26 protein-coding genes are annotated in these 23,212 nt (G+C 68.4%); 18 read left to right on the top strand and 8 right to left on the bottom strand.

Annotated elements, in window-relative coordinates; translation table 11 throughout:
• The first annotated feature begins 27 nt into the window (after positions 1 to 27).
• The 3 genes from AC3A5Z_RS15715 to AC3A5Z_RS15725 all read left to right on the top strand — a co-directional run bounded on the left by AC3A5Z_RS15715 (position 28) and on the right by AC3A5Z_RS15725 (position 2,790).
• Positions 28 to 1,074: a glycosyltransferase family 4 protein gene (locus AC3A5Z_RS15715; RefSeq protein ID WP_487520273.1), complete on the top strand. Its 1,047-nt coding sequence runs from the start codon at positions 28 to 30 to the stop codon at positions 1,072 to 1,074.
• A complete protein-coding gene (locus AC3A5Z_RS15720; protein ID WP_487520274.1) occupies positions 1,071 to 1,697 on the top strand; it encodes a glycosyltransferase family 29 protein in 627 nt (208 codons plus the stop codon). The genes AC3A5Z_RS15715 and AC3A5Z_RS15720 overlap by 4 nt, the downstream gene beginning before the upstream one ends.
• Positions 1,698 to 1,767: 70 nt before the next feature.
• Positions 1,768 to 2,790: an aspartate-semialdehyde dehydrogenase gene (locus tag AC3A5Z_RS15725; RefSeq protein ID WP_487520275.1), complete on the top strand. Its 1,023-nt coding sequence runs from the start codon at positions 1,768 to 1,770 to the stop codon at positions 2,788 to 2,790.
• A gap of 235 nt (positions 2,791 to 3,025) precedes the next feature.
• Here the strand turns inward: AC3A5Z_RS15725 and AC3A5Z_RS15730 are convergent, their stop codons facing one another.
• Positions 3,026 to 3,670 (bottom strand): carbonic anhydrase, encoded by a 645-nt coding sequence (locus AC3A5Z_RS15730; RefSeq protein WP_487520276.1) that lies wholly within the window; start codon positions 3,668 to 3,670, stop codon positions 3,026 to 3,028.
• A gap of 143 nt (positions 3,671 to 3,813) precedes the next feature.
• Between AC3A5Z_RS15730 and AC3A5Z_RS15735 the strand changes: the two genes are divergently transcribed.
• The 3 genes from AC3A5Z_RS15735 (at position 3,814) to AC3A5Z_RS15745 (ending at position 6,477) form a co-directional block, all read left to right on the top strand.
• Positions 3,814 to 4,197 carry a hypothetical protein gene (locus tag AC3A5Z_RS15735; protein ID WP_487520277.1) on the top strand — a complete coding sequence of 128 codons (384 nt, stop codon included), beginning with the start codon at positions 3,814 to 3,816 and terminating at the stop codon, positions 4,195 to 4,197.
• Positions 4,198 to 4,270: 73 nt separating this feature from the next.
• Positions 4,271 to 5,659 carry a leucyl aminopeptidase family protein gene (locus AC3A5Z_RS15740; RefSeq protein WP_487520278.1) on the top strand — a complete coding sequence of 463 codons (1,389 nt, stop codon included), beginning with the start codon at positions 4,271 to 4,273 and terminating at the stop codon, positions 5,657 to 5,659.
• Positions 5,656 to 6,477 (top strand): C40 family peptidase, encoded by an 822-nt coding sequence (locus AC3A5Z_RS15745; protein WP_487520279.1) that lies wholly within the window; start codon positions 5,656 to 5,658, stop codon positions 6,475 to 6,477. Before AC3A5Z_RS15740 ends, AC3A5Z_RS15745 begins: the two co-directional genes overlap by 4 nt.
• Here the strand turns inward: AC3A5Z_RS15745 and AC3A5Z_RS15750 are convergent.
• Together AC3A5Z_RS15750 and AC3A5Z_RS15755 are read right to left on the bottom strand one after the other, a co-directional pair.
• Positions 6,474 to 6,815, bottom strand: a complete 342-nt coding sequence (locus AC3A5Z_RS15750; protein ID WP_487520280.1) for a DUF2794 domain-containing protein — start codon at positions 6,813 to 6,815, stop codon at positions 6,474 to 6,476. The two genes, AC3A5Z_RS15745 and AC3A5Z_RS15750, sit on opposite strands and share 4 nt — an antisense overlap.
• A 255-nt stretch (positions 6,816 to 7,070) precedes the next feature.
• Positions 7,071 to 8,063, bottom strand: a complete 993-nt coding sequence (locus AC3A5Z_RS15755; RefSeq protein WP_487520281.1) for an asparaginase — start codon at positions 8,061 to 8,063, stop codon at positions 7,071 to 7,073.
• A 173-nt stretch (positions 8,064 to 8,236) separates the two neighbouring features.
• Between AC3A5Z_RS15755 and AC3A5Z_RS15760 the strand changes: the two genes are divergently transcribed.
• Complete coding sequence (locus tag AC3A5Z_RS15760; RefSeq protein WP_487520282.1) at positions 8,237 to 8,776, top strand: invasion associated locus B family protein; 540 nt, start codon at positions 8,237 to 8,239, stop codon at positions 8,774 to 8,776.
• Between the two features lie 127 nt (positions 8,777 to 8,903).
• Entirely contained in the window at positions 8,904 to 10,082 is a 1,179-nt protein-coding gene (rlmN, locus tag AC3A5Z_RS15765; RefSeq protein ID WP_487520283.1) for a dual-specificity RNA methyltransferase RlmN, read from the top strand.
• A 24-nt stretch (positions 10,083 to 10,106) separates the two neighbouring features.
• On the opposite strand, the gene AC3A5Z_RS15770 is transcribed toward rlmN, so the two are convergent.
• From AC3A5Z_RS15770 to fliF, 5 genes are all read right to left on the bottom strand, one after another.
• Entirely contained in the window at positions 10,107 to 10,322 is a 216-nt protein-coding gene (locus tag AC3A5Z_RS15770; protein WP_487520284.1) for a DUF1127 domain-containing protein, read from the bottom strand.
• 126 nt (positions 10,323 to 10,448) lie between these two features.
• A complete protein-coding gene (fliP, locus tag AC3A5Z_RS15775; RefSeq protein ID WP_487520582.1) occupies positions 10,449 to 11,162 on the bottom strand; it encodes a flagellar type III secretion system pore protein FliP in 714 nt (237 codons plus the stop codon).
• A gap of 2 nt (positions 11,163 to 11,164) precedes the next feature.
• Entirely contained in the window at positions 11,165 to 11,434 is a 270-nt protein-coding gene (locus AC3A5Z_RS15780) for a FliM/FliN family flagellar motor switch protein (RefSeq protein ID WP_487520285.1), read from the bottom strand.
• Positions 11,427 to 12,020: a FliH/SctL family protein gene (locus AC3A5Z_RS15785; RefSeq protein ID WP_487520286.1), complete on the bottom strand. Its 594-nt coding sequence runs from the start codon at positions 12,018 to 12,020 to the stop codon at positions 11,427 to 11,429. The genes AC3A5Z_RS15780 and AC3A5Z_RS15785 overlap by 8 nt, the downstream gene beginning before the upstream one ends.
• Complete coding sequence (fliF, locus tag AC3A5Z_RS15790) at positions 12,021 to 13,622, bottom strand: flagellar basal-body MS-ring/collar protein FliF (RefSeq protein ID WP_487520287.1); 1,602 nt, start codon at positions 13,620 to 13,622, stop codon at positions 12,021 to 12,023. It lies immediately after the preceding gene.
• A 120-nt stretch (positions 13,623 to 13,742) separates the two neighbouring features.
• Between fliF and AC3A5Z_RS15795 the strand changes: the two genes are divergently transcribed.
• From AC3A5Z_RS15795 to AC3A5Z_RS15840, 10 genes are all read left to right on the top strand, one after another.
• Complete coding sequence (locus AC3A5Z_RS15795) at positions 13,743 to 14,222, top strand: flagellar basal body-associated FliL family protein (RefSeq protein ID WP_487520288.1); 480 nt, start codon at positions 13,743 to 13,745, stop codon at positions 14,220 to 14,222.
• Between the two features lie 9 nt (positions 14,223 to 14,231).
• Complete coding sequence (locus AC3A5Z_RS15800) at positions 14,232 to 14,618, top strand: hypothetical protein (RefSeq protein ID WP_487520289.1); 387 nt, start codon at positions 14,232 to 14,234, stop codon at positions 14,616 to 14,618.
• Positions 14,615 to 15,169: a MotE family protein gene (locus AC3A5Z_RS15805; protein ID WP_487520290.1), complete on the top strand. Its 555-nt coding sequence runs from the start codon at positions 14,615 to 14,617 to the stop codon at positions 15,167 to 15,169. Before AC3A5Z_RS15800 ends, AC3A5Z_RS15805 begins: the two co-directional genes overlap by 4 nt.
• A 55-nt stretch (positions 15,170 to 15,224) precedes the next feature.
• Positions 15,225 to 16,094 (top strand): flagellar motor stator protein MotA, encoded by an 870-nt coding sequence (motA, locus tag AC3A5Z_RS15810; RefSeq protein ID WP_487520291.1) that lies wholly within the window; start codon positions 15,225 to 15,227, stop codon positions 16,092 to 16,094.
• On the top strand, positions 16,091 to 18,211 hold the full coding sequence (locus AC3A5Z_RS15815) for a hypothetical protein (protein WP_487520292.1): 2,121 nt from the start codon (positions 16,091 to 16,093) through the stop codon (positions 18,209 to 18,211). The genes motA and AC3A5Z_RS15815 overlap by 4 nt, the downstream gene beginning before the upstream one ends.
• Before the next feature lie 74 nt (positions 18,212 to 18,285).
• On the top strand, positions 18,286 to 18,957 hold the full coding sequence (locus AC3A5Z_RS15820; RefSeq protein ID WP_487520293.1) for a lytic transglycosylase domain-containing protein: 672 nt from the start codon (positions 18,286 to 18,288) through the stop codon (positions 18,955 to 18,957).
• Position 18,958: 1 nt separating this feature from the next.
• Positions 18,959 to 21,034: a flagellar biosynthesis protein FlhA gene (locus AC3A5Z_RS15825; RefSeq protein WP_487520294.1), complete on the top strand. Its 2,076-nt coding sequence runs from the start codon at positions 18,959 to 18,961 to the stop codon at positions 21,032 to 21,034.
• Positions 21,031 to 21,807 carry a flagellar biosynthetic protein FliR gene (locus tag AC3A5Z_RS15830; RefSeq protein WP_487520295.1) on the top strand — a complete coding sequence of 259 codons (777 nt, stop codon included), beginning with the start codon at positions 21,031 to 21,033 and terminating at the stop codon, positions 21,805 to 21,807. Before AC3A5Z_RS15825 ends, AC3A5Z_RS15830 begins: the two co-directional genes overlap by 4 nt.
• On the top strand, positions 21,804 to 22,883 hold the full coding sequence (gene flhB / locus AC3A5Z_RS15835) for a flagellar type III secretion system protein FlhB (protein WP_487520296.1): 1,080 nt from the start codon (positions 21,804 to 21,806) through the stop codon (positions 22,881 to 22,883). The genes AC3A5Z_RS15830 and flhB overlap by 4 nt, the downstream gene beginning before the upstream one ends.
• Positions 22,880 to 23,209, top strand: coding sequence for a hypothetical protein (locus tag AC3A5Z_RS15840; RefSeq protein WP_487520297.1), 330 nt, complete (start codon positions 22,880 to 22,882; stop codon positions 23,207 to 23,209). Before flhB ends, AC3A5Z_RS15840 begins: the two co-directional genes overlap by 4 nt.
• Positions 23,210 to 23,212: the final 3 nt, after the last annotated feature.

A 23,212-nucleotide genomic window follows, 5' to 3' on the forward strand; every position in this document is an offset into this window, starting at 1 on the left:
GCTATCCCGGGAGGGCAAGGAGTCCGGATGCCCGCCACCGCCGCCCAGATCGAGGTCATCGCCCCCAACCTCAAGCGCCGGCTCTCCGGCGTGACGGCGACGATCGCCCGGCTCGTCCCGGTGCAGGCGCGCCAGATCGGCATCGCCGCCACCGGCCCCGGCCTGCCCGCCAGCCTGCCGCACCTGCCGCTGACAGCACTCCCCTTCCTGCCGCGCGACCGCTGGCGCGTCTGGCACGCCAGACGCAACACCGAGATGCTCCTGGGTCTCGCGCTGAAACACCTCTGCCGCCGCAAGCTGAAGCTGCTCTTCACCTCGGCCTCGCAGCGGACGCACTCCGGCTACACCCGCTGGCTCATCGCCCGGATGGACGCGGTCGTGGCGACCTCGCAGCGCAGCGCCCGCTATCTGGAGCGCCCCTCTACCGTCATCCTGCACGGCATCGACGCCGAAAGCTTCCGCCCGCCCGAAGACCGCGCGGCCCTGCGCCAGAGGCTCGGCCTGCCCGACGCCACCCTGATCGGCTGCTACGGCCGCATCCGGGCGCAGAAGGGCACCGACGCCTTCGTGCAGGCCATGCTGCGCAGCCTGCCGACCCGACCCGGCACCACCGCCCTCGTCATGGGCCGCGCCACCGACAAGCATCAGCCCTTCCTCGACGGGCTGAAGCAGGAGGTCGCCCGCGCCGGGATGCAGGACCGCATCCTCTTCCTGCCCGAGGTCAGCGTCGATGCCATGCCCGACTGGTATCGCGCGCTCGATCTCTACATCGCCCCGCAGCGTTGGGAGGGCTTCGGCCTCACCCCGCTGGAGGCGATGGCCTGCGGCGTCCCCGTCATCGCCACCCGCGTCGGCGCCTTCGAGGAGCTGGTGACCGAAGACACCGGCGCGCTCGTCCCCCCCGACGACATCCCGGCACTTGTCGCCGAGGCCGCGCGGCTGATCGACGACCCCGCGCTCCGCGCCCGGAAAAGCGCCGCCGCCCGCACCCGCGTCACCGCGGGCTTCCGCATCGAGGACGAGGCCGAGGCGCTGATCGCCGTCTACCGCCGCCTCTTGGACAGCGCGCCATGAACCATCTGAGCTTCCTCCTCGCCCGCACCCTGCGCCGCGAAGCGCCGCTGCGGGCCGCCTCGATCACCCCCGAGATGCTGCTCGCCCACTTCGCCGGGCAGAACATCGCGCTGATCGGCAATGCCCGCGGCCTCGCCAATTCGACCCACGGGGCCGAGATCGACCTCGCGCAGACGGTGATCCGCATCAACCGTGCGCCGATGCCCAGCCCGGTCTCGCATGGCACCCGCACCGATGTGCTGGCGCTGGCAACCTCGCTCGATGCGGCGGCGCTAAACCAGCTGAACCCGGATTACACCCTCTGGATGTCGCACAAGCGAAAGCGGCTGCCGTGGCATGTCATCAACCGCCCCGGGTTCTACCTGCATCCGCTGGCCGCCTACACCACGCTGAAGCGCAAGCTGAAGGCGCCGCCGACCACCGGGCTCATGCTGATCGACATGCTGGCGCGCTCCGAAGCGGCGCATGTCACGCTCTACGGCTTCGACTTCTTCGCCTCGCAATCGCTGTCCGGCCGCCGCCGCGCCGACCAGACTCCGCATGATTTCGCCGCCGAGGCTGCCTTCGTGCGCAACATCATCGCCACCGATGCGCGCTTCACCCTCAGGCATCACCCGGCGTAAACCCCTTTCCCCCGTGGCCCGGTTGCGCTAAAGGAGCGCGTCATTCCGACAACACGAGAGGAAGTCCCCGATGGGCTACAGGGTCGTCGTCGCGGGTGCCACGGGCAACGTGGGCCGCGAAATGCTGAACATCCTCGCCGAGCGCGAGTTTCCGGTGGATGAGATTGCCGCACTGGCAAGCCGCAAATCCATGGGCACTGAAATCAGCTTTGGCGACAAGACCGTCAAGACCAAGGACCTCGACACTTTCGATTTCACCGGCTGGGACATCGCGCTTTTCGCCATCGGTTCGGACGCCACCAAGAAATACGCCCCCATCGCCGCCGCTGCCGGCTGCGTGGTGATCGACAACTCGTCGCTCTACCGCTACGACCCGGCCGTGCCGCTGATCGTGCCGGAAGTGAACGCCGACGCGATCGAGGGCTACAAGAACAAGATGATCATCGCCAACCCCAACTGCTCGACCGCGCAGATGGTGGTGGCGCTGAAGCCGCTGCACGACCGCGCCCGGATCAAGCGCGTCGTCGTCTCGACCTACCAGTCGGTGTCCGGCGCGGGCAAGGAAGGCATCGACGAGCTCTGGGACCAGACCAAGGGCCTCTACGTCCCCGGTCAGGAAGTGGCGCCGTCGAAGTTCACCAAGCAGATCGCCTTCAACGTGATCCCGCATATCGACGTCTTCCTCGACGATGGGTCGACCAAGGAAGAGTGGAAGATGGTGGCCGAGACCAAGAAGATCCTCGACACCTCGATCAAGGTCACCGCGACCTGCGTCCGCGTGCCGGTCTTCGTCGGCCATTCGGAATCGATCAACATCGAGTTCGAGGATTTCCTCGACGAGCACGAGGCCCGCGACATCCTGCGCGAGGCCCCCGGCATCATGGTGATCGACAAGCGCGAGAACGGTGGCTACATCACCCCGGTCGAATGCGTGGGCGACTACGCCACCTACATCAGCCGCGTCCGTCAGGACTCGACGATCGACAACGGCATCAACCTCTGGTGCGTCTCCGACAACCTGCGCAAGGGCGCGGCGCTGAACGCGGTGCAGATCGCGGAAGTGCTGGGCAACCGGTGTCTCAAGAAGGGGTGAGCCGCGTCCGGCGATCCTCCAGTGGAGGATCGCCAGCGGCGAACGCCCGGAGCGCAAGCGAAGGGCCGGAGGAGGCGCGTCCGGCCCACGATCTTTCTGCGAAAGATCATATTCGCCCCGTAGGGTGCGCATTCATTGCGCACCCTTCTTCACCTCAAAAGGGTAAAGCATTCCCTAACGGAATCCGGAAACCCGTTCTTTTCCAAACCCTTACCCCGATTTTCACGCGTGAAAATCACACGGCCACATAGCCGATCCCCGGCACGAACTGCTCCAGCCCGCCCTCGCCGGTATTGGTCCAGAGCCCGTGCAGCGTCATCCGCTCGCCTTCGACGGCCTCCTTCACGAAGGGGAAGGTCATCAGGTTCTCGAGGCTGACCAGTACCGCTTCCCGCTCCAGCGCCGAGACCCGGTCCTCCGGGGGAAGATGCTCGATCCGCTGGAACCCGGGCCGCAGGATATCCATCCAGCGCCCGACGAAGCTCGACCTGAGCTCCAGCTCCGGCGCGATCCCCGAACACATGTCATGGCAGCCCCGCACCCCGCCGCAGTTGGAATGCCCCAGGACGACGATATGCGCCACCTTCAGCGCCAGGACGGCATATTCCACCGCCGCCGAGGTCCCGTGAGCCTCGCCATCCGGGCTGTAGGGCGGCACCAGATTGGCGATGTTGCGGTGGATGAAGAACTCCCCCTCATCCGCCCCGAAGATCGAGGTCACATGCACCCGGCTATCGCAGCAGGAGATCACCATCGCCCGCGGATGCTGCCCGCTGTCGGCCAGCTTGCGGTACCAGGCCTTGTTGTCGGCATAGGCCGTCGCCCGCCAGCCATGGAAACGCTGCACCAGATAGTTCGGAAGGGGTTTGGCCTGCTCCATCTGACATCCTCTCGCTGGGTATCCGGCTCATCTGATTAGGCCGCAAACGCGGCAAATTCGAGGGGTTTCTTGCAGCCGCAGAAACCTTTTCTTCAGCCCCCCGGCGCCACTCTCTCCACGGGTGTGCATTGAGGACGGGTGTGATGAACTGCACGATAACGGCCCTGCGGCCGAAGGAAAGGGTATGCCAGGATGCGGAACCGATTGCCGCGATGTATCGCGAGATGGGCACGCAGGCCGCCGAGCTGGTGGTCAACCGGGCTCTTGGTGAGCTGACGCTGACGATGGCGGGCCTCGCCGCGCAGGTCCGGGCGCATGATCTGACCGATATCGCCCGGCAGCTGCGACGGCTGCAGCGTATGTCGGAGCATCTGGGGATGACCAGCCTCGGCCATGTCGCCTCGGATGTCAGGCGCTGCATCGAGGCGGGGGACGTGACGGCCTTTGCCGCCGTCTGGGCGCGGCTGATCCGGGTGGCCGAACGTTCGCTGAGCGGCGACAAGGATCTGCTCGACCAGACGGTCTGAGGCTTCCGGCCTTGCGGGCAGCGGCGGAATGGCTAGGCTCCGCCGCGATATCCCTCTGAACCGGAACCTGCCCATGGCCCTCGCTTTCGCCGATCCCGCCGCCCCGTCGCGCCCGCTGCATGTGGTCGCCGCCGACAGTCTCGCCGTCTGGTGCGAGACGCAGAGCGACGCGGTGCAGGCCTGGCTCGAGGCGACCGGGTTCGAGGCGGCGCTCGGGGATCTGCGGCTGATCCCGGCGGCGGATGGCGGGGTGGCGGCGGCGGTCGTGGGCTTCGGCACGGCCAAAACCCGCGCCCGCGGGCGCTTCGGGCTGGCCCGCGCCAGCGCAGCACTTCCGGCGGGCGACTGGCATCTGGAGGGCGATCTGACCCCGGAACAGGCGGATGAGGCGGCGCTCGGCTGGCTGCTTTCGGGCTACAGGTTCGACCGCTACCGCAGCAAGGCCAAGCCCGCCGCACAGGCCCGGCTGAAGGCGCCCGAAGGCTGCGATGCCGCCCGGCTGCTTGCCATGGCCGAGGGCGAGATGCTGACCCGCCGCCTGATCGACACGCCCGCCTCGGACCTGGGGCCGGCGGAGCTGGAAGAGGCCTTTCTGGCACTTGCGCAGGAATTCGGTGCCAGCAGCACGGTCGTCCGCGGCGAGGATCTGCTGGCGCAGAACTTCCCGATGATCCATGCGGTCGGCCGCGCCTCGCCGCGCGCGCCGCGGCTGATGGAGATGCGCTGGGGCAGCGCCGGGCCGAAGCTGACGCTGGTCGGCAAGGGGGTGTGCTTCGACACCGGCGGGCTCGACATCAAGCCGAGCGCCGGGATGCTGCTGATGAAGAAGGACATGGGCGGTGCCGCGACGGTCATGGGCCTCGCCCGGATGATCATGGCGCTGCAACTGCCGCTACAGCTGCGGGTGATCGTGCCCGCGGTCGAGAACAGCATTTCCGGCGCGGCGATGCGGCCGCGCGATATCCTGACCTCGCGCAAGGGCCTGACGGTGGAGGTGAACAACACCGATGCCGAGGGGCGCCTGATCCTCGCCGACGCGCTGGCGCTGGCGGATGAGGAGGCGCCAGAGGTCATCATCTCGATGGCGACGCTGACCGGGGCCGCGCGCGTGGCGGTCGGCCCCGATCTGGCCCCCTTCTACACCGATGACGAGCCGATGGCTGCGGCGCTGCAGCAGGCCGCGCCCGGCGCCTGCGACCCTGTCTGGCGCCTGCCCTTCTGGGAGCCCTACGAGCCGATGATCGAGCCGGGGATCGCCGATCTCGACAACGCGCCCTCGGGCGGCTTTGCCGGGTCGATCACCGCGGCCCTCTTCCTGCGCCGCTTCGTCGAAACCCCGCGCTACATGCATTTCGACATCTACGGCCACAGCCCCTCCGACCTGCCTGCCCGCCCGAAAGGCGGTGTCGGTCAGGGGGCGCGGGCGATCCTCGCCGCGCTGCCGGGAATCCTCGACCTGTGAGCGACCGTCGCACCACCCCCGCCAACGCCCGCGCCGCGCATGAGAGCCTGAGTGGCGTGGTCGAGGCGCCACGCTACACCCCGGGCGAGGCCGCCGAGATCGCCGTGCCGCTGACCGATCTGCTGGCCGGCCCGCGCGGGGCGCGCGACCGGCAGCTGCTGATGGGCGACGGCTTTCTGGTGATCGACCGCCACGCGGGCTTCGCCTTCGGGCGCGCCGAAAAAGACGGGTTCTGCGGCTATGTCGCCGAGACGGCGCTCGGCGTGCCGCAGGGGGGGACGCATTGGGTCAGTGCCCCGGCGACGCACCTTTACCCCGAGCCCCGGGTGCAGGCGCGCGAGATCGCCAGCCTCAGCTTCGGCGCGAAGGTCTCGGTCATTCGTGAAGCACGAGATTTCACGGAAACCACGGCGGGTTACGTCCCAACCGGCCATCTGCGCCCCTTGGGCGAACGGTTCGCCGACCCGGTGGAGGTGGCAATGCTGTTTCTCGGCACGCCCTATCTCTGGGGTGGCAACAGCCGGAGCGGGATCGACTGTTCGGGGCTGGCGCAGGCCGCACTGCTGGCTTGTGGCATCGCCTGCCCGGGCGACAGCGACCTGCAGCGGGAGATCGGCACCGAGGTCGAGGAGGCCGACTTGCAGCGCGGCGATCTGCTGTTCTGGAAGGGCCATGTCGCACTGGTGGCCGACGAGACGCGGATGATCCACGCCACCGGCCAGTTCATGCAGGTGGTGATCGAAGACCGGCAGGCCGCCATCGACCGGATCGCGGCGCAGGATGCCGGGCCGGTGATCGCCCGCCGCCGCCCGCGCTAGTCGATCGGGCGGATCAGCTTGCGCTCGAGCACGCGCAGCACCGCGTCGAGGTCATGGCCGCGGCGCAGGATCTGACCGTCCATGCCGACGACGGAATACATGCCCTGCTTGTTGCGCAGGCGCGGGCGCTTCTCGATGCGGTAGAGCGGGTGTTCGGCGGTGCGGCGGAAGACCGAGAAGACGGCAATCTCGCGCAGGCACGACAGGCCGTAGTCGCGCCATTCGCCGCAGGCCACCATCCGGCCATAGAGCGACAGGATCTTCCCGAGTTCGCGTCGATCGAAGCTGACCTGTTCCGAGATCTGCGGGGCGAAGGGGATCGGGGGCTGCGCGGTCATGGGTCGAGCTTAGCGGGTTCGGCCTGCAAAGCAAGCCCGCCGACCCGCCGCAATCCGGCCACGGAAAGGCCCAGACAACTCCTTGCTTCCCGCATGAGCCTGCCCGGATCGGCGGCGATAACGGGTCTGGTAGCGAGTGACCTGTCCGGTCCCAAGACGGTGAAGCCCCCACCAGCCGCCCGGGGGCCGGATGTAAAGCGTTCGCAAATCCCCCTGCCGCATCCCCATTGCGGCAGGGGTCGATCTGCCCGAGGCTCAGCCCGGAAAGCCGACGGAAGCCTTCAGCACCCCGGTTTCGAAGCCGCGCCAGTTGCTCTGCACCGCGTTCAGCCGCTTCAGCGTCGCCGGGTGATCGGGGTCGAGAACGCCGAGCCGCACCAGCAGCGCCGCGATGGCCGCCTCGGCAGCACGGGTGCCGCCATCGACGATCTTCAGGGCGACGCCCAGCTTCTGCTCGGGCAGGATCGCGACAAAGACGGCTTCCGCCCCGGTCTTGATCGTCACCCGCCCGCGCATCGCCCGCATCAGTTCGGTGCAGGCCCGGCCCTCGCCAGCGACCAGCTCCGGAAAGGCCGCCATTGCCCGGGTCAGCCGCGCGGCCGAGCGTTGACGCAGATCCCCGCTGTCGTCGGCGGCGGCGAAGAAGGCCATCGCCCGCGCCAGACCATGCACGGTGGTGGCGAAGTTCGGCGCCGAACAGCCGTCGATGCCATGGCCGGGGCTGGTCTCGCCGGTGACCTCCTCGAAGGCGCTGCGCACGGCGCGCTGCACCGGATGGTCGAGCTCGATATACTCCGGGCCGGCCTTCAGATGCTGGTTGAGCATCAGGAAGCCCGCATGCTTGCCCGAGCAGTTGTTGTGGATCTGGCAGGGCTGCTCGTAGCCGCGGATCAGCCGGTCACGCTCTTCGGTGTCGCCGGGCATATGCGCGCCGCAGCGCAGGTCGGGCTCGGCCAGACCGAGCTCTCCGAGCCAGCGCGACACGTGGCCGGTGTGCAGCGCGGCGCCCTGATGGCTGGCGCAGGCCAAGGCCAGCTGCTGCTCGCCCAGCCCCGCCCCTGCACCGCTTTCCAGAAGCGGCAGCGCCTGCAGCATCTTGCAGGAGGAGCGCGGGAAGATGACCTTGTTCGGGTCGCCCCAGGCCTCGACCACCTCGCCGCGCGCATCGCAGATGACGGCGTGGCCGGTATGGGTGCTTTCGAGCAGGCCTCCGCGCCAGAGCTCGATCATTGGAACCGGACGTGACATGACGACCCCCTCACGGATGCGCGATTTTATGCCCATAGGGCTTTCATGACATGCGTTCTTTGCGTTAAAGAGGGTTATCGAGTTGAAACGGCCTGCGCTACAGGAAAAGCTCGCTTTTTCAAAGCGACGTAGATCGGGCAGAGGCATCTGACAGCTTGGAGGCTGTGAACGACATGAACACCTGGAAGGGGCGCGTCCTCGCCTGCGCAATGACCGCACTGGCCGGGACTGCCGTCGGCAGTATCACCATGGCGCAGGAATCCACCAACCGCGTTGCCACCAAGACCGACTGGAGCGTGTTCACCGAAGGCTCTCCGAAGGAGTGCTGGGGCGTGTCGAGCCCGAAGGAGATCGTGAACTCGCGCGATGGCCAGCCCGTCACCGATGCGCGGCGCGGCGATATCCTGCTCTTCGTCACCTTCCGGCCCGGCACCGGCGCCAATGGCGAGATCTCCTTCACCGGCGGCTATCCCTTTGCCGCGGGTTCGACGGTGAACGTGGCGATCGACGGCGCGAGCTTCGAGATGCTGACGGATGGCGAATGGGCCTGGCCGTCGAGCACCGCCGATGACGGCGCGATGCTGGCGGCGATGAAGCGCGGCTCCACCGCCGTGCTGACCGCCCGTTCGGGCCGCGGCACCCAGACCCGCGACACCTTCTCGCTCGCCGGTTTCACGGCCGCGATGACCGACGCCGAGGCACGCTGCAAGTAAGCCGCGGCGCCGCGCAGCCTTTTCGCCCCGGCCACGGCCGGGGCGTTTTGCATTTCTGCCGCGCTTGACGGTTTCGTTTCGGCCGCGAATCCCTTATATACATCGCCTTGCCCATCCCGAGGACGCCATGACCGTTACCGCCCCGATCACGCAAGACGTGCTGACCCTGCCGCGCAAGCTGCCCGCGGGCGGGAAGACCAATATTATCGGCCTCACTCGCGACCAGTTGCGCGCGGCGCTGATCGCGGCGGGCACCGAGGAACGGCAGGCGAAGATGCGCGTCGGGCAGGTCTGGCAGTGGGTCTACCACTGGGGCCTGCGCGATTTTGCCGGGATGACCAATCTGGCCAAGGACTACCGCGCTTTCCTGGCCGAGCATTTCAGCATCGAGCTGCCCGAGGTCGTCACCCGCCAGATCAGCGCCGACGGCACGCGCAAGTATCTCGTGCGGATCGCCGGCGGGCATGAGGTCGAGACGGTCTACATCCCCGAGGAAGGCCGCGGCACGCTCTGCGTCTCGAGTCAGGTCGGCTGCACGCTGACCTGCTCCTTCTGCCACACCGGCACGCAGAAGCTGGTGCGCAACCTGACCGCGGGCGAGATCGTCGGCCAGCTGATGCTGGCGCGCGACGACCTGGGCGAATGGCCGGAGCGCGGCGCGCCAAAGGACGAGACGCGGCTGGTGTCGAACCTCGTGCTGATGGGCATGGGCGAGCCGCTCTACAATTTCGACAATGTGCGCGACGCGATGAAGGTGGTGATGGACGGCGAGGGGCTGACCCTTTCGCGCCGTCGGATCACGCTGTCGACCTCGGGCGTGGTGCCTGAGATCGCACGCACCGCCGAAGAGATCGGCTGCCTTCTGGCCGTGTCGTTCCACGCCACGACCGACGAGGTGCGCGACCGGCTGGTGCCGATCAACAAGCGGTGGAATATCAAGACGTTGCTGGATGCGCTGCGCGACTATCCGCGGCTGTCGAACTCCGAGCGGATCACCTTCGAATATGTGATGCTGCGCGGGGTGAACGACAGCGACGCGGATGCGAAGCGGCTGGTCAAGCTGATCGCGGGAATTCCGGCGAAGATCAACCTGATCCCGTTCAACGAGTGGCCGGGGGCGCCTTATCAGCGCTCGGAGCCGGAGCGGATCGCCGCCTTTGCCGATATCATCTACAAGGCGGGTTATGCCTCGCCGATCCGGACGCCGCGCGGTGAAGACATCATGGCGGCCTGCGGTCAGCTGAAGTCGGCGACGGAACGGTCGCGCAAGTCGCGCGCCGAGATTGCCGCAGAGGCCGGGTTGTAAACCGGCCTCACTGCGGCAGAAGGGTCAGGCGCGCGCGGCGGCTTCGGCGGCGATATCCTCGATCTGGCCACGGCAAAGGCCGATGTCGGCGAGATCGCGGTCGGAGAGCGACTGAAGCTCGTTGCGGACCTTGCGGTAGACCTTGTTGCGGCGGGCTTCGACCGGGTCGATGGAGAAGGCGTTGCGGATCGCCTCGAACAGGCTGAACGGGCGTTGGGCGACAGTGGGAGCGTAGGACATGATCTGCTTCTTTCTCTGATTGATCCTTGTTTGCCTGCCAAATTTAAGCGATCCCCCCTCGGGTTTCATCAGACGTTCCGGGAATGCCGCAATGCGGCAACTGCATGGCTTGCGCGCATCTCCGTGTCACAAATAGCTGCGCACGAGGGCGCCGGAGATCAGGCTCCAACCGTCGGCGACGACGAAGAAGGCCAGCTTGAACGGCATCGAGACGATTGCGGGCGGCACCATCATCATCCCCATCGACATCAGCACGGCGGCGACCACCAGATCTATGATCAGGAAGGGCAGGAAGATGAGAAAGCCGATCTCGAAGGCGCGCTGGATCTCCGAGAGGAGGAACGCGGGCAACAGCAGCGACAGCGGCGCATCGACCGCCGCCCCTGTTTCTCCCGGCCGCAGCGCCTGAAGCGTAGCGAAGGTGTCCGGGTCGAGCCTGCCCGCCATGAAGCTGCGGAAGGGCGCCAGCACCAGGGGAATCGCCGCCTGAAGATCGAGCTCGCTGCGCCCGAGCGGTGCCACGCCCCTTTCCCAGGCTTCGGTGAAGACCGGGTCCATCACATACCAGGTGAGAAAAAGCGCCAGGCTGACGATCAGCATGTTCGGCGGCGACTGCTGCAGGCCGATCGCCTGCCGCAGGATCGACAGCACCGTGACGATGAAGGGAAAGCAGGTCACCATCACCGCAAGGCCCGGCACGAGGCTGAGAAGCGTGATCAACACGAGAAGCTGGATGCTGCGCGTCGACAGCGAGCCGGCGTCGCCGAAATCGATCGAGAACTCCTGCGCCAGCGCGGGCCCGGCAAGCCCCGCCAGCAGCAGCGCGAGGAGAAGGCGCAGCGTCACAACCCGCCACGCAGATTGGCCACTTCGGTGAGCCGGACCGCAAGCTGCCCCGCCTGATCGCCCTCCAGCTCGGTCAGCTCGCCCCGGGCGATCAGCCGGTCGCCGACGAAAAGCTCCACCGGGTCGTCCACGCGGCGGTCGAGCGCCAGCACCGCATCGCGCTGCAGCCGCAGCAACTCGCGCACCTGCGGCCGCGCCTTGCCGACCGAGATCGTGATCTCGATCGGAACCTGACTGAACGGGTTCGGGTCGGTCGTGTCATCCATGGCGGCGGTCCCTTTCGGTCAGATCGAAGAAGCCGCGCAGCGCCGCGGCAATGTCGGCGCTGGCGCGATCCAGATCGATGCGCGTCTCGCTCTGTCCCAGCCGCAGATGTGCCTGGCCCTCGCTCAGCGACGGCTCGTCGCAGAGCGTCAGCGGCAGACCCAAGGCCTGATCCAGCAGCGCCTCGACCGCAGGCCGGGCAGCCGGGTGGACCATCAGCGTCAAGGGCGCCTCGGCCATGTCGTCGGCCAGAGGCATCAGCGTCTCGAGCACCAGCGGTGCCAGCGCCTCTCGCGCGAGGCTGGGCAAGAGATGGGTCACGACCTCCACCAGCAAGGGCTCGATCGCGCGCAGCACATGCACCCGGGCCTCGTGGAAGGTGAAGCCAAGCGCCTGCAGATTGCGGGCCAGATCCGCTCGCAACCGCGACTCCTCGGCGGTCTGGGCCGCGGTCGCATCCTCCCAGCCGGCGCTGTAGCCCTGCTCGTAGGACTTGAGCCTGCCCTCCTCGAGCGCCAACGCATCGGTCACCACCGTCTCCGACCGCGGACCCTCGGTCTCGAAGACTTCAAGACGCAGCGGGGCCATCTATTTCTCCCGCTCCAGTTCCATCCAGCCCCTGAGGATCTCGACCGATTCCGTCTGCCGCTCCTCGATCAGCCGCCGCAGCCGGGCCACCGGGTCATTGTCTTCCTCGAGATCCATCGCGCTGGTATTGACCATGGAGAAGGTTGGCAAATCCCCGCCATCGTCGATCTCGCCCGTCAGGACACGGCGCGCATCGCCCTCCTCCCCCCCGTCATCCCCGCCCAGGGGCGCCGGGAGCGCAGGCAGGTCAGCTGCCGCGCGCGGCGGCGCCAGGAGCAGCGGACGCACGACGAAAAGCCCGAGGATCAGCGCCACCAAGGCCAGCACCGCAATCTGGATCGCCGACATCAGATTCAGCCCGCCCATTGCATCGAGAAAGCCCGGGCTGGCCAGCGTGCCCTCCTGCGGCAGCGGTTCGAACGCCAGCGAGCGCAGGGTCAGCTTGTCCCCGCGCGTCTCGTCCAGCCCCACGGCGGAGGCGACGAGATCGCGCAGGACGGCCAGTTCCTCCTCCGGTCGCGCCGTCCAAGTCACCGTGCCATCCTCTGCGGTGGCCTTCACCCCGTCGACCAGCACCGCGACGCTGATCTTGCGGATGGCCCCCGGCTGCCGCAGCACCTCGCGCTGGGTCTGGGACACCTCGTAATTCACCGTCTCCTTGGTCTCGTTGCTGCTGCTCTTGCCATCCCCTCCCGCTGCCGCATCGCCCTGCGGCAGGTTCGAGGCCACTGTCACCCCCGGTGCAGGCTGGGTGGAAGAGCTGCTGCGCTCCTGCGTCTCCGAAGAAATCGGCACCCGACCCTGCGGGTCGTAGGTCTGCTCGACGATCTGCTCCCGTTCGGTCTCCACATCGACGCTGACCTCGACCACCGCTCTCCCGGGCCCCACCCGCGCCGCCAGCAATCTTTCGACATTTCGACGCAGTTCCTCCGCGCGATCGCCCCCATCCGCACCCGGCTGCGCCTCCTCGCCCAGCTGGACCAGCCCGCCCACACTGTCGATCACCGCCACATCCGCAGGGCTCATGCCAGAAACCGCCGAGGCCACCAGATGCTTGAAGGCGCGGGCCTGCGCCTCCGTCACACTGCCCGAGCCTGTCGTGACCGTCACGCTGGCCGTCGGGTGCTGGTCGCGGCGGAAGGGTTGCGACATGCCCTGGGCGATATGCACGCGCGCCGCACGGATCTGCGGACTGGCCAGGATCGTGCGGGCCAGTTCTCCCTCCTTCGCCCGCAGATAAGCGGCGTCGAACATCTGCGACGTCGTCCCGAAGCCCGAAAGCCCGTCGAGCAACTCGTAGCCCGCCGCGCCGGCCGCCGGCAGCCCCTCGCCCGCAAGGATCATCCGCAACGCATCGCGCCGCGCGCCATCGACATAGATCGAATCGCCCCTGACCTCGAAGGCCACCTTCTGCTGCTCGAGCGCCGCGACCACCTCGCCCGCCGCCCCGCTGTCGAGCCCGGCGTAGAGCAGTGCCATCGAGGGCGTGCCCGCCATGCGGGACAGGCCCAGAACCGCAAGGAACATCGCCAGCGTCGCCCCGAGGACGACCACGCGCCGCCGGTTGTCCATGCTGGTCCAGAGCGAAATGAGATTCTGCACGCGGGCTCTCCGAAGGGGAGGCTTCTGCCTCGTCTGGCCCCAGAAATGACCGATCGGACTTAAGAATCGGTTAGGAGGATCGGGCCTATAAGTCGGGACGCCACAGAGCCGGAGACGATCATGGCCGCCGTCGACATTCCGCAGGACGAAGCCCCGAAGAAGAAATCGAAACTCCCGCTGATCATCGGGCTGGTGCTGGCGCTGCTGCTGGGCGGGGGCGGGTTTTACGCCACCTGGTCGGGGCTGATTCTCGGCCCCCCGCAGGAGGATCACGCGGCGGAGGAAGAATCGCCCCTGCCGGATCTGGCCTTCGTGCCGATCGAACCCGTGGTGATCAGCCTGGGGCGCGGCGCGGCGATGTCGCACCTGCGTTTCACCGCGCAGCTCGAGGTCGAGAAACCCTTCGTAGCCGAGGTGACGCTCCTGTTGCCCCGCATCCTCGACGTGCTCAACGGCTACCTCCGCGCGGTGGAGGTGGCGCGACTGGAGGATCCAGCAGCGCTGATCAGCCTGCGTGCGCAGATGCTGCGCCGAATCCAGATCGTGACCGGCGAAGGCCGGGTGCGCGATCTGCTGATCACCGAATTCGTGCTGAACTAGGAGGGGCCGATGGAACTCATTGCGGATATCCTGATGGCGGCAGGTGCATTTGGCGCGTCGCTCTACTGCTACGTCCTTGCCCAACGCCTGCGCCGCTTCTCGACGCTGGAAGGCGGCATGGGCGGGGCCATTGCCGTGCTCTCGGCCCAGGTCGACGACATGACCCGGGCCCTGGAGCGGGCTCGCGCCGCGGCCAATTCCTCCACCGCCACGCTGGAGGCGCTGACGGCACGGTCGGAGGCTGCGGCCTCGCGGCTGGAGCTCCTTCTGGCGTCGATGCATGACATGCCCGAGGCCAGACCCGACCCGCGTCATGAGGCAGAGCAGGAAGCCGAGCGGCGGCTGCGCTTCGTCCGCCGCAGAAGCCTGCGCGAGAACGCAGAGGCCGGGCCATGAGGCGCCACACGCGTCGCGGCGCGCTGGTGTTGCTCGCGCTGCTTCTGGCCTCGTCGGGCGCGCTGCGCATCGGTGCCGGTGTCGGCATTGCCCTTGCCCGCGCCCCGGAAAAGCCTGCCGATGGTGCGCCGTTGGTCTGCCCCGAACCGCCCGTCGCCCTCGCCGAAGCGCTCCGGCGGCGGGAGGAACAGGTGGCGGTGCAGGAGGCGGCGCTGGACGACCGGAAGGCCGCCCTTGCCCTCGCGGGACAGGCCATCGACGCCAAGCTGGCGGAACTCGCCGCCGCCGAGGCGTCGCTCTCCGACACGCTGGCCCGCGCCGATGGCGCCTCCGAAAACGATCTCACCAAGCTGACCTCGGTCTACGAAACCATGAAGCCGAAGGATGCCGCCACCTTGTTCGAGGCGATGGCCCCTGAGTTCGCCGCCGGCTTTATCGGACGGATGCGCCCCGACACCGCCGCCTCCGTCCTGTCGGGCATGAGCGCCGATGCCGCCTACAGCATCAGCGTCCTGCTGGCCGGGCGCAACGCGCTGGTCCCCACGGAATGACGGCTCGCCCGCCTACCGGGGGCCCTGCCCTCCCGGCCCCCTACAGGAGAAGAAGATGTTCGGCATAATTGGCATCGTGGTGATCTTCGTCATGGTGTTCGGCGGCTATGTTCTCGCGGGCGGCAAGCTCGGCATCATCCTGAAGGCCGTCCCTTTCGAGATGATCATGATCGGTGGCTCCGCCGCCGGGGCCTTCCTTCTGTCCAACGACGCAAGCTCGGTCAAACAGGCGCTCAAGGATATCAGCAAGGTCTTCAAGGGCCCGACCTGGAAGCCCGCCGATTACCGCGACCTGCTTTGCCTGCTGTTCGAACTCATCCGGATCGCGCGGGTGAACCCGGTCGGGCTTGAGGAGCACATCGAGAACCCCGAAGAATCCGCTGTCTTCGCCCGCTATCAGAAGATCAAGCACGACCACGAGGCGATCGAGCTGATCTGCGACACGTTGCGCGCCGCTTCGATGAATTACGACGACCCGCATCAGGTCGAGGAGGTCCTCGACAAACGGGTCGAGAAGGCCCAGACGCATGCGCTCCATTCCAGCCACGCCCTGCAGAACATGGCCGACGCGCTGCCCGCCCTGGGCATCGTCGCGGCGGTTCTCGGGGTGATCAAGACCATGGGGTCGATCGATCAACCGCCGGAGATCCTCGGCAAGATGATCGGCGGCGCCCTGGTCGGCACCTTCCTCGGCGTGTTTCTCGCCTACGGGATCGTCGGCCCCTTCGCGGCCCGCGTGAAGGCCGTGGTGGAGGAGGACGCCCATTTCTACAATCTCATCCGCGAGGTGCTGGTGGCAAACCTGCACAACCATCCAGCGAACATGTGCATCGAGGTCGGGCGGCAGAACACGCCCCACAACGTCCGCCCCAGCTTCACCGACCTCGAGGAGGCACTGCGGGCCCTGAAGCAGGAGGCGGCATGAGGTGGCTGGTGATCCTCGCCCTGCTCGCGCCCCCGGCGATGGCGCGCGAGGCCAATCTGCGATCCGGCGAACACGCCGGCTTCACCCGGATCGTCGTGGAGGATGCCGGTCTGACCTCATGGCAACTCCGGCGCGAGGGTGACCGCTATGTGCTGAGGGTCTCCCCATCTGACGTCCGTTTCGATCTGGCCAATGTCTACAAGCTGATCCGTCGCGACCGGCTGGCCGACATCCGCGCTGGCGCCGAGGAGGGGCGGCTGGAACTCGACCTCGGCTGCCTCTGCCATGCGGAAGCCGAGGAACTCCGCCCGGGGGTGATCGTCATCGACCTCGCCGATGGCCCTCCCGCCGCCGAGTCTCCCTTCGAAGAACCGCCGATGGCCGCGCCGGCACCCAAGCCGCCCAGCTACAGCTATGACTGGCGAGCCCCTGCATTCGCCGAACCGGCACCCACCCTACCGCTCGAAGATCCGGCGCTCAGCCTCATGCGGCAGTCGCTTCTGGAACAGATCAGCCGTGGCGCGGCAGCAGGCACGGTCGAAATCACGGACCCGCTTCCCGACTTGCCCCCAGCGACCGAGGCTCCGTCGCTTCCGCAAGTGCGCGTCGGCGAGGCCGCGGGCTTTGCGCCACAAGCCACCGATCGCCCCCCCGATCAGCTGACCGCCACCGGCCTGCAGTGCATTTCCGATGATCGGCTGGCCATCGACAGCTGGGGCAAGGAGGGTCCGGTCGCGGAGTCGATCTCGGCGGTCAGCAGCAGTCTGACGGCCGAGCTCGACCGTCCCGACGAAGAGAAGATCAGGGCAGCCGTGCGCTACTATCTCTTTCTGGGTTTCGGCGCCGAAGCGGCACAGATCATGCACAGCTTCAACCTTGCTGACCCGGAGCGCCCGCTGTGGGACGCGATGGCCCGCATCCTCGACGGTACGCAGGAGGATCCCGAAGTGCTGCAAGGCATGGAGGCCTGCGACACGGCAGCCGCGCTCTGGGCCGTCCTGGCCGACCCAGGCTCGAACACTGGCGCGCGGCAGATCGCTGCGGTGCTGCGCAGTTTTTCCAGCCTGCCGATCCACCTGCGGCGCGGTCTCGGGCCGCGCCTGGCGCAGATCTTCCTCGATGATGGCGATCCCTCCACCGCCCGCGCCATCCGCGACGCCATCGCCCGGGCGCCCGGGCCTCCCGGCCCGCAGGTCGAGGTGATGGAGGCAAAGCTCGAGATCGCGGAGGGGGACAGGGAGGCGGGCGAAAGGACGCTTGATGCTTTTGCGAGCACGCCTGGACCGGCCGAGCCGGAGGCGCTCCTCGCCTTGGCCGAACAGAAGATCGCCACCGGCGGCAACATCGCGCCCGATACGGTGACGGCACTCGCCGCACTCCTGCGGGAAAACAGCGGCGCAGCACTGGAGCCGCGAATCCTCACGACCTACCGCCGCGCCCTGGCGGCCTCGGGCGACAGCGACGCGGCCTTCGCCCTTCCCGCGTCGGATGAAGATGCGGTCTTGTGGAAGATTCTCGCCGAAAAGGGCTCCGACAGCAGTCTCTTGGCCCATGCCGTCCTCGGCGCGGAGGCCCCTGTGCCTGCTCTGCCGCCAGAAACCCGGACCGCGCTCGCACGGCGGCTGGTCGGGCTCGGCTTTGCCGATGCTGCCGCGCGCTGGGTCGACGATCGACCGGACGCTGCGGAGGCGGACCGGCTGCTTGCCGGCGAGATCGCCTTGCAGCAGGAGGACGGTCGCGCTGCCTTGCGCGCCCTTGCCGGGCTCACATCGGAGAAAGCGGCAGCGCTGCGCGGCGAGGCGGCCCTGCGGCTGGGCGATCCTGCCGCCGCCGAGACGGCTTTTGCCGAGGCGGGTGATCAGACAGGAGTGCTCCGGGCCGCACGGCGCGCCGAGGACTGGGACAGGATGGCCAGGGACGGCACGGGCGCCTGGAAGGACGCGGCAGATCTTCTCGTGCCCCCCGACCAACAGGCGGCGACCCCACCCGCGAGCGACATGGCCGAGCCAGATCCTCCCGGCCCGCTGGCCCTCGGGCGCGCGGCTTTGGCCGAGAGCGCTGCGACCCGGAACGCCTTGGCCGCCCTGCTGCGCGACACGCCCGCAGCGTCGCCCTGAGGCTGCTAACCGCTTCGAAAGACTCGCCCGATAGAGTGGCGATGCCGCCCGTGACGGCGAACAGGGAGAACCCCGTGCCCCTTCTGGATCTTGCCCATCGCCTGCTTTTCGCAGCAGGCTTCGCCATGTTGGCGCTGCCGATGCCGGCTCTCGCGCGGGCCGTCGACAGTCCCGGTCTCTGCGAAGAGGCGGCGGGCCGCGCAGCGCGGCAGTCCGGGGTTCCGCTTGATGTGCTGCGGTCGATCGCCCTGGTCGAAACAGGGCGGACCCAGGGCGGCGACCTGCGTCCCTGGCCCTGGGCAGTGAATGTCGGCGGCGAGGGACATTGGTTCGCAACCCGCCATGAGGCCGAAGGCTTCGCTGCCGAGACCCTGCGCATGGGACAGCAGAGCTTCGACATCGGCTGTTTCCAGATCAACTACCGCTGGCATGGCGCCGCCTTCGGGTCTATCGGGGCGATGTTCGATCCCGAGGCCAACGCGCTCTATGCGGCGCGCTTCCTGCAGCAGCTCCATGAGCAGAGCGGCGACTGGAGCATGGCCGCCGGCGCCTATCACTCCGCAACGCCCGATCTCGCGACCGCCTATCGCGCGCGCTTCGACACAGTCTACGCCGGGCTTGCCGGGGCGCCGCTGGAGTTGGCAGGCGCCAACGGGTTCCCTCTGCTGCAACCGGGCAGCGTAGGCACGCCGGGCTCGGTGGTTCCGGTCTCGCTCGGCGGCGGCAGACCGCTGATCGGCTACTGAGATGGCAGCGCGCGCCCCCGGCACCGGCAGCCTGTTCCAGCCGACTGTTCTCCTCGCCCTCGCGCTGATGGCGATCATCGTGATGATGGTGCTGCCGATCCCGGCCTGGATGCTCGATCTCGGCCTCGCCCTCTCCTTCGCGCTGGCGATCCTCGTCTTCACCGTCACGCTGTTCATCGAACGTCCGCTGGATTTCTCCGCCTTCCCGATGATCCTGCTCGCCTCGCTGATGCTGCGCCTGTCGCTCAACATCTCCTCGACCAAGCTCATCATCGGTCAGGGCCACACCGGCACCCAGGCGGCAGGGCATGTGATCGAGGGTTTTGCCAGCTTCATCATGGATGGCAGCGTGCTGATGGGGGTTGTGATCTTCTGCGTGCTGCTGATCGTGAACTTCATGGTCATCACCATGGGCGCCGGGCGCATGGCCGAGGTGGGCGCGCGCTTCGCGCTGGACGGGATGCCGGGCAAGCAGCTGGCGATCGACAGCGACATGGCGGCGGGAGCGATCGACCATGCCGAGGCCAAGCGGCGGCGCGAGCGCGAGCTGGCGGAGACGAATTTCTTCGGCTCGCTCGACGGGGTGTCGAAATTCGTCAAGGGCGACGCGGTGGCCGGCCTGCTGATCACCGGGCTGAACATCGTGGTCGGCCTGATCGTCGGCATCGTGCTGCACGAAATGCCGGCGGGCGAGGCGTTCAAGACCTATGCCATCCTCACCGTGGGCGACGGGCTGGTGAGCCAGATTCCGGCCGTGATCATTTCCATCGCCGCGGCGCTTCTGCTTGCCCGGGGCGGTGCCACCGGGGCGGCGGATATCTCCTTCTTTCGCCAGCTCGGCGCCTATCCGGGGGCGCTGGCGACGGTGGCGGCGCTGATGGCGACCTTCGCGCTGGTGCCGGGCATGCCCTTCCTGCCCTTCATGCTGGCCGCCGCCTGTCTCGGCGGGCTGGCGCTGGCGGGATACCGCACGCCGCCCGCCTCACCCGAACAGCCCGCGACGCCGGAGGCTCCGCGCCAGCGCCCCCTGGGGGATGTGCTGGATTTCGACGATATCCATATCGAATTCGCGCCGAACCTGGTCTCGATGGTACTCGATCCGGCGACGGGGCTCGATTCGCGCATCGCCAACATGCGCACCCATGTCGCCAGCGCCTTCGGCCTGATCCTGCCCGAGATCCGGCTGACCGACGAGGTGATGCTGCCGCCCGGCACCTATCGGATCCGGCTTCAGGGGGTGGAGCGGGTCCGCGACCGCCTGCTGCCGGAGCGGGTGCTGGTGCTTCTGACCGAGGGCATTGCCGCCCCCGAGGGCCTCGACGTGCGCGAGCCGGTCTATGGCGCCCCGGCCCGATGGGTGCTGCCCGACCATCAGGAGGATGCGGCGCTGGCTGGTCTCACCGTGGTTTCCCCCGCCGAGGTTCTGGCGACGCATCTTCTCGAAGTGATGAAATCCAATCTTTCGCGGCTCCTGACGCTGAAGGGGCTGCGGCGCCTGCTCGACGAATTCACCAATCTCAGCGACCGCACGCGGGCCGAGAGCAACCGGCGCCTGCTGGACGAGCTGGTGCCCGACAAGGTGCCGGTCGACCTGCTGCTGACGGTGCTGCGCCTGCTCCTGGACGAGCGGGTGTCGATCCGCAACCTGCCGCTGATCCTCGAGGCGATCTCGGAGGCGCGCGGTCTCGGCGCGCCGGAGCTGGTCTGCGAGCATGTCCGCCAGCGCCTCGGCTTCCAGCTGGTCGCCGAGCTGAAGCGGGAGGACGGGACGATCCCGCTGATCCAGCTCGCGCCGGAGTGGGAGAAGACCTTCGCCGCGCATCAGATCGAGGGCGACCGTGGCCTGCGCGATGTCGCCCTGCCGCCGGAGGCCTTCGGCCGCCTCGCCAATGCCATCGCCGAGCGGTTGAACCGCGCCGCCGAGAACGGCACCTATCCCGCCCTCGTCACCTCCACCCTGCGCCGCCGCTTCCTGCGCACCGTGATGGCCGCGCGCAACCTGCCCGCCCCGGTGCTCTCCTACGAGGAGATCGGCACCGAGGCCCGGCCCTCGATGGTCGGCCTCGTCCCCGCATGACGCCGCTTATCTCCCCGCTTGAGGCGCTGACCGGCCTTGCCGCACCGCTGATCTGGGCGGGGTTTCTGGTCTTCCTGCGGGTCGGCGCGGTGATGAGCCTGCTGCCGGCCTTCGGCGAGCAGTCGGTGCCGCAGCGCGTCCGCCTCGTGCTGGCACTGGCCTTCACCGCGGTCGTCGCGCCCGCCGTCATCGGCGTGGCCGCGCCGCCGCCGGGCACTGTGCTGCCGCTGCTGGCCGAGGTGGCGACCGGGCTCGCGCTCGGGCTCGGGCTGCGCTTCTTCGTGATGACGCTGCAGATGGCAGGGGCCATGGCGGCGCAGGCCACATCGCTGTCGCAGCTCTTCGCCGGGGCCGCGCCGGAGCCGCAGCCGGCCATCGGCAATCTCCTGATCACGGCGGGGCTGGCGCTGGCGGTGATGGCGGGGCTGCATGTGCGGGTGGCGGAGCTCCTGATCTTCTCCTACGATCTCCTGCCGATCGGCCGGCTTCCGGGCAGCGCCGACATGGCCGACTGGGGGCTGCATCAGGTGCGGCGGGGCTTTGCGCTGGCCTTCACGCTCTCCGCCCCCTTCGTCGTGGCCTCGCTGATCTTCAACATCGCCCTCGGCGTCATCAACCGCGCCATGCCGCAGCTCATGGTGGCCTTTGTCGGCGCCCCGGCCCTGACCCTCGGCGGGCTGGCGCTGCTGGCCGCGGTCACCCCCCTCGCCCTCGGCCTCTGGATCGAGGCGCTGAACGGCTTTCTCGCCGACCCGTTCCAGGTCGCGCGATGAGCGGCGAGGACGACAGCGAGAAGCAGCACGACCCGTCGCAGAAGCGGCTGGAGGATGCGCGCCGGAAGGGCGAGATCGCCCGTTCGCCCGATCTGACGGCAGCCGCGGCCTCCGCCGGGCTGCTGCTGGCCGCCGCCACCTTCGGCCCCGCCGCCCTGCGCGATGCGGCAGAGGCGGGCATGGCGCTTCTGGCCGAGCCCGACCGTCTGGCGCCGCAGATAAGCGAAGGCGGCGCGGCCCCTCTGGCGGGGATCCTGCGGGCCTGGCTCACCGCGGTCTCGCCGCTGTTCCTTGTCCCGGCGCTGGCGGCGCTGGCGGCGATCCTTGCGCAGAATGCGCTGGTCGTGACCGGCGAGAAGCTCTTGCCGCAGCTCTCTCGCCTGTCGCTGATCGCCGGGGTGAAGCAGCGGTTCGGGCGGAACGGGCTGTTCGAGTTCGCCAAGAGCCTCGTCAAGCTGCTGCTGGTCTCGGCGCTTCTCGGCTTCTACCTCGCGCAGCATGGCGCCGAGATCCTCGGCACGCTCTATCTCTCCCCGGCGCTCGCCATGGCGGCGCTGATGCGGATGCTGCTGCAGTTCCTGATGATCGTGGTGATCTTTTCCGGGCTGAACGGCGGCATCGACTATCTCTGGCAGCGGCTGGAGCTTCTGCGGCGCAACCGCATGTCGCGGCAGGATCTGATGGAGGAGATGAAGAGCGCCGAGGGCGATCCGCACATGAAGGCGCAGCGGCGGCGGCGGGGCTATGACATAGCCACCAACCGGATGCTGGCCGAGGTGCCCAAGGCCGATGTCGTGGTGGTCAACCCGACGCATTACGCCGTGGCGCTGAAATGGGCGCGCGGCCAGCGCCGTGCCCCGGTCTGCCTTGCCAAGGGCGTCGACGAGATCGCCCAGCGCATCCGCGAGACGGCGATCGAAGCCGGGGTGCCGCTGCACAGCGATCCGCCGACGGCGCGCGCGCTCTACGCTTCGGTGAAGCTCGGGCAGGAGATCCGGCCCGAACATTACCGCGCCGTCGCCGCCGCCATCCGTTTCGCCGAAACCATGCGCCGCAAGCGCCGGGGCCTGTCGTGAGCGCCCGCGCGCGGCTGGCCGCGCTCGAGACGATCGGGCAGCTGATGCTGGACGCGCGACTGGCCGAGCTGCGGGCCGCCGCCGCCGCCCGGGCGCAGAGCCTCGACCGGCTGGAGGCGCTGGTGGCCCGGCCTGCCCCGGATCTGGAGCCGATCGCCGCCGCCCAGGCCGAGCTGCGCTATCAGCGCTGGGCCGAGGCGCGGCGGGCGGAGATCAACCTCCAGCTCGCGCGGCAGACGGTGGCCTGGATGGCGGCGGAGGAGGCCACCCGGCAGGCCTTCGGCAAGACCGAGGCGCTGCGGCTCCTGCGGGAGAAGTTGCGCTAAGGC

The sequence above is a fragment of the Cereibacter sp. Soil_C_27 genome, assembly GCF_057657095.1.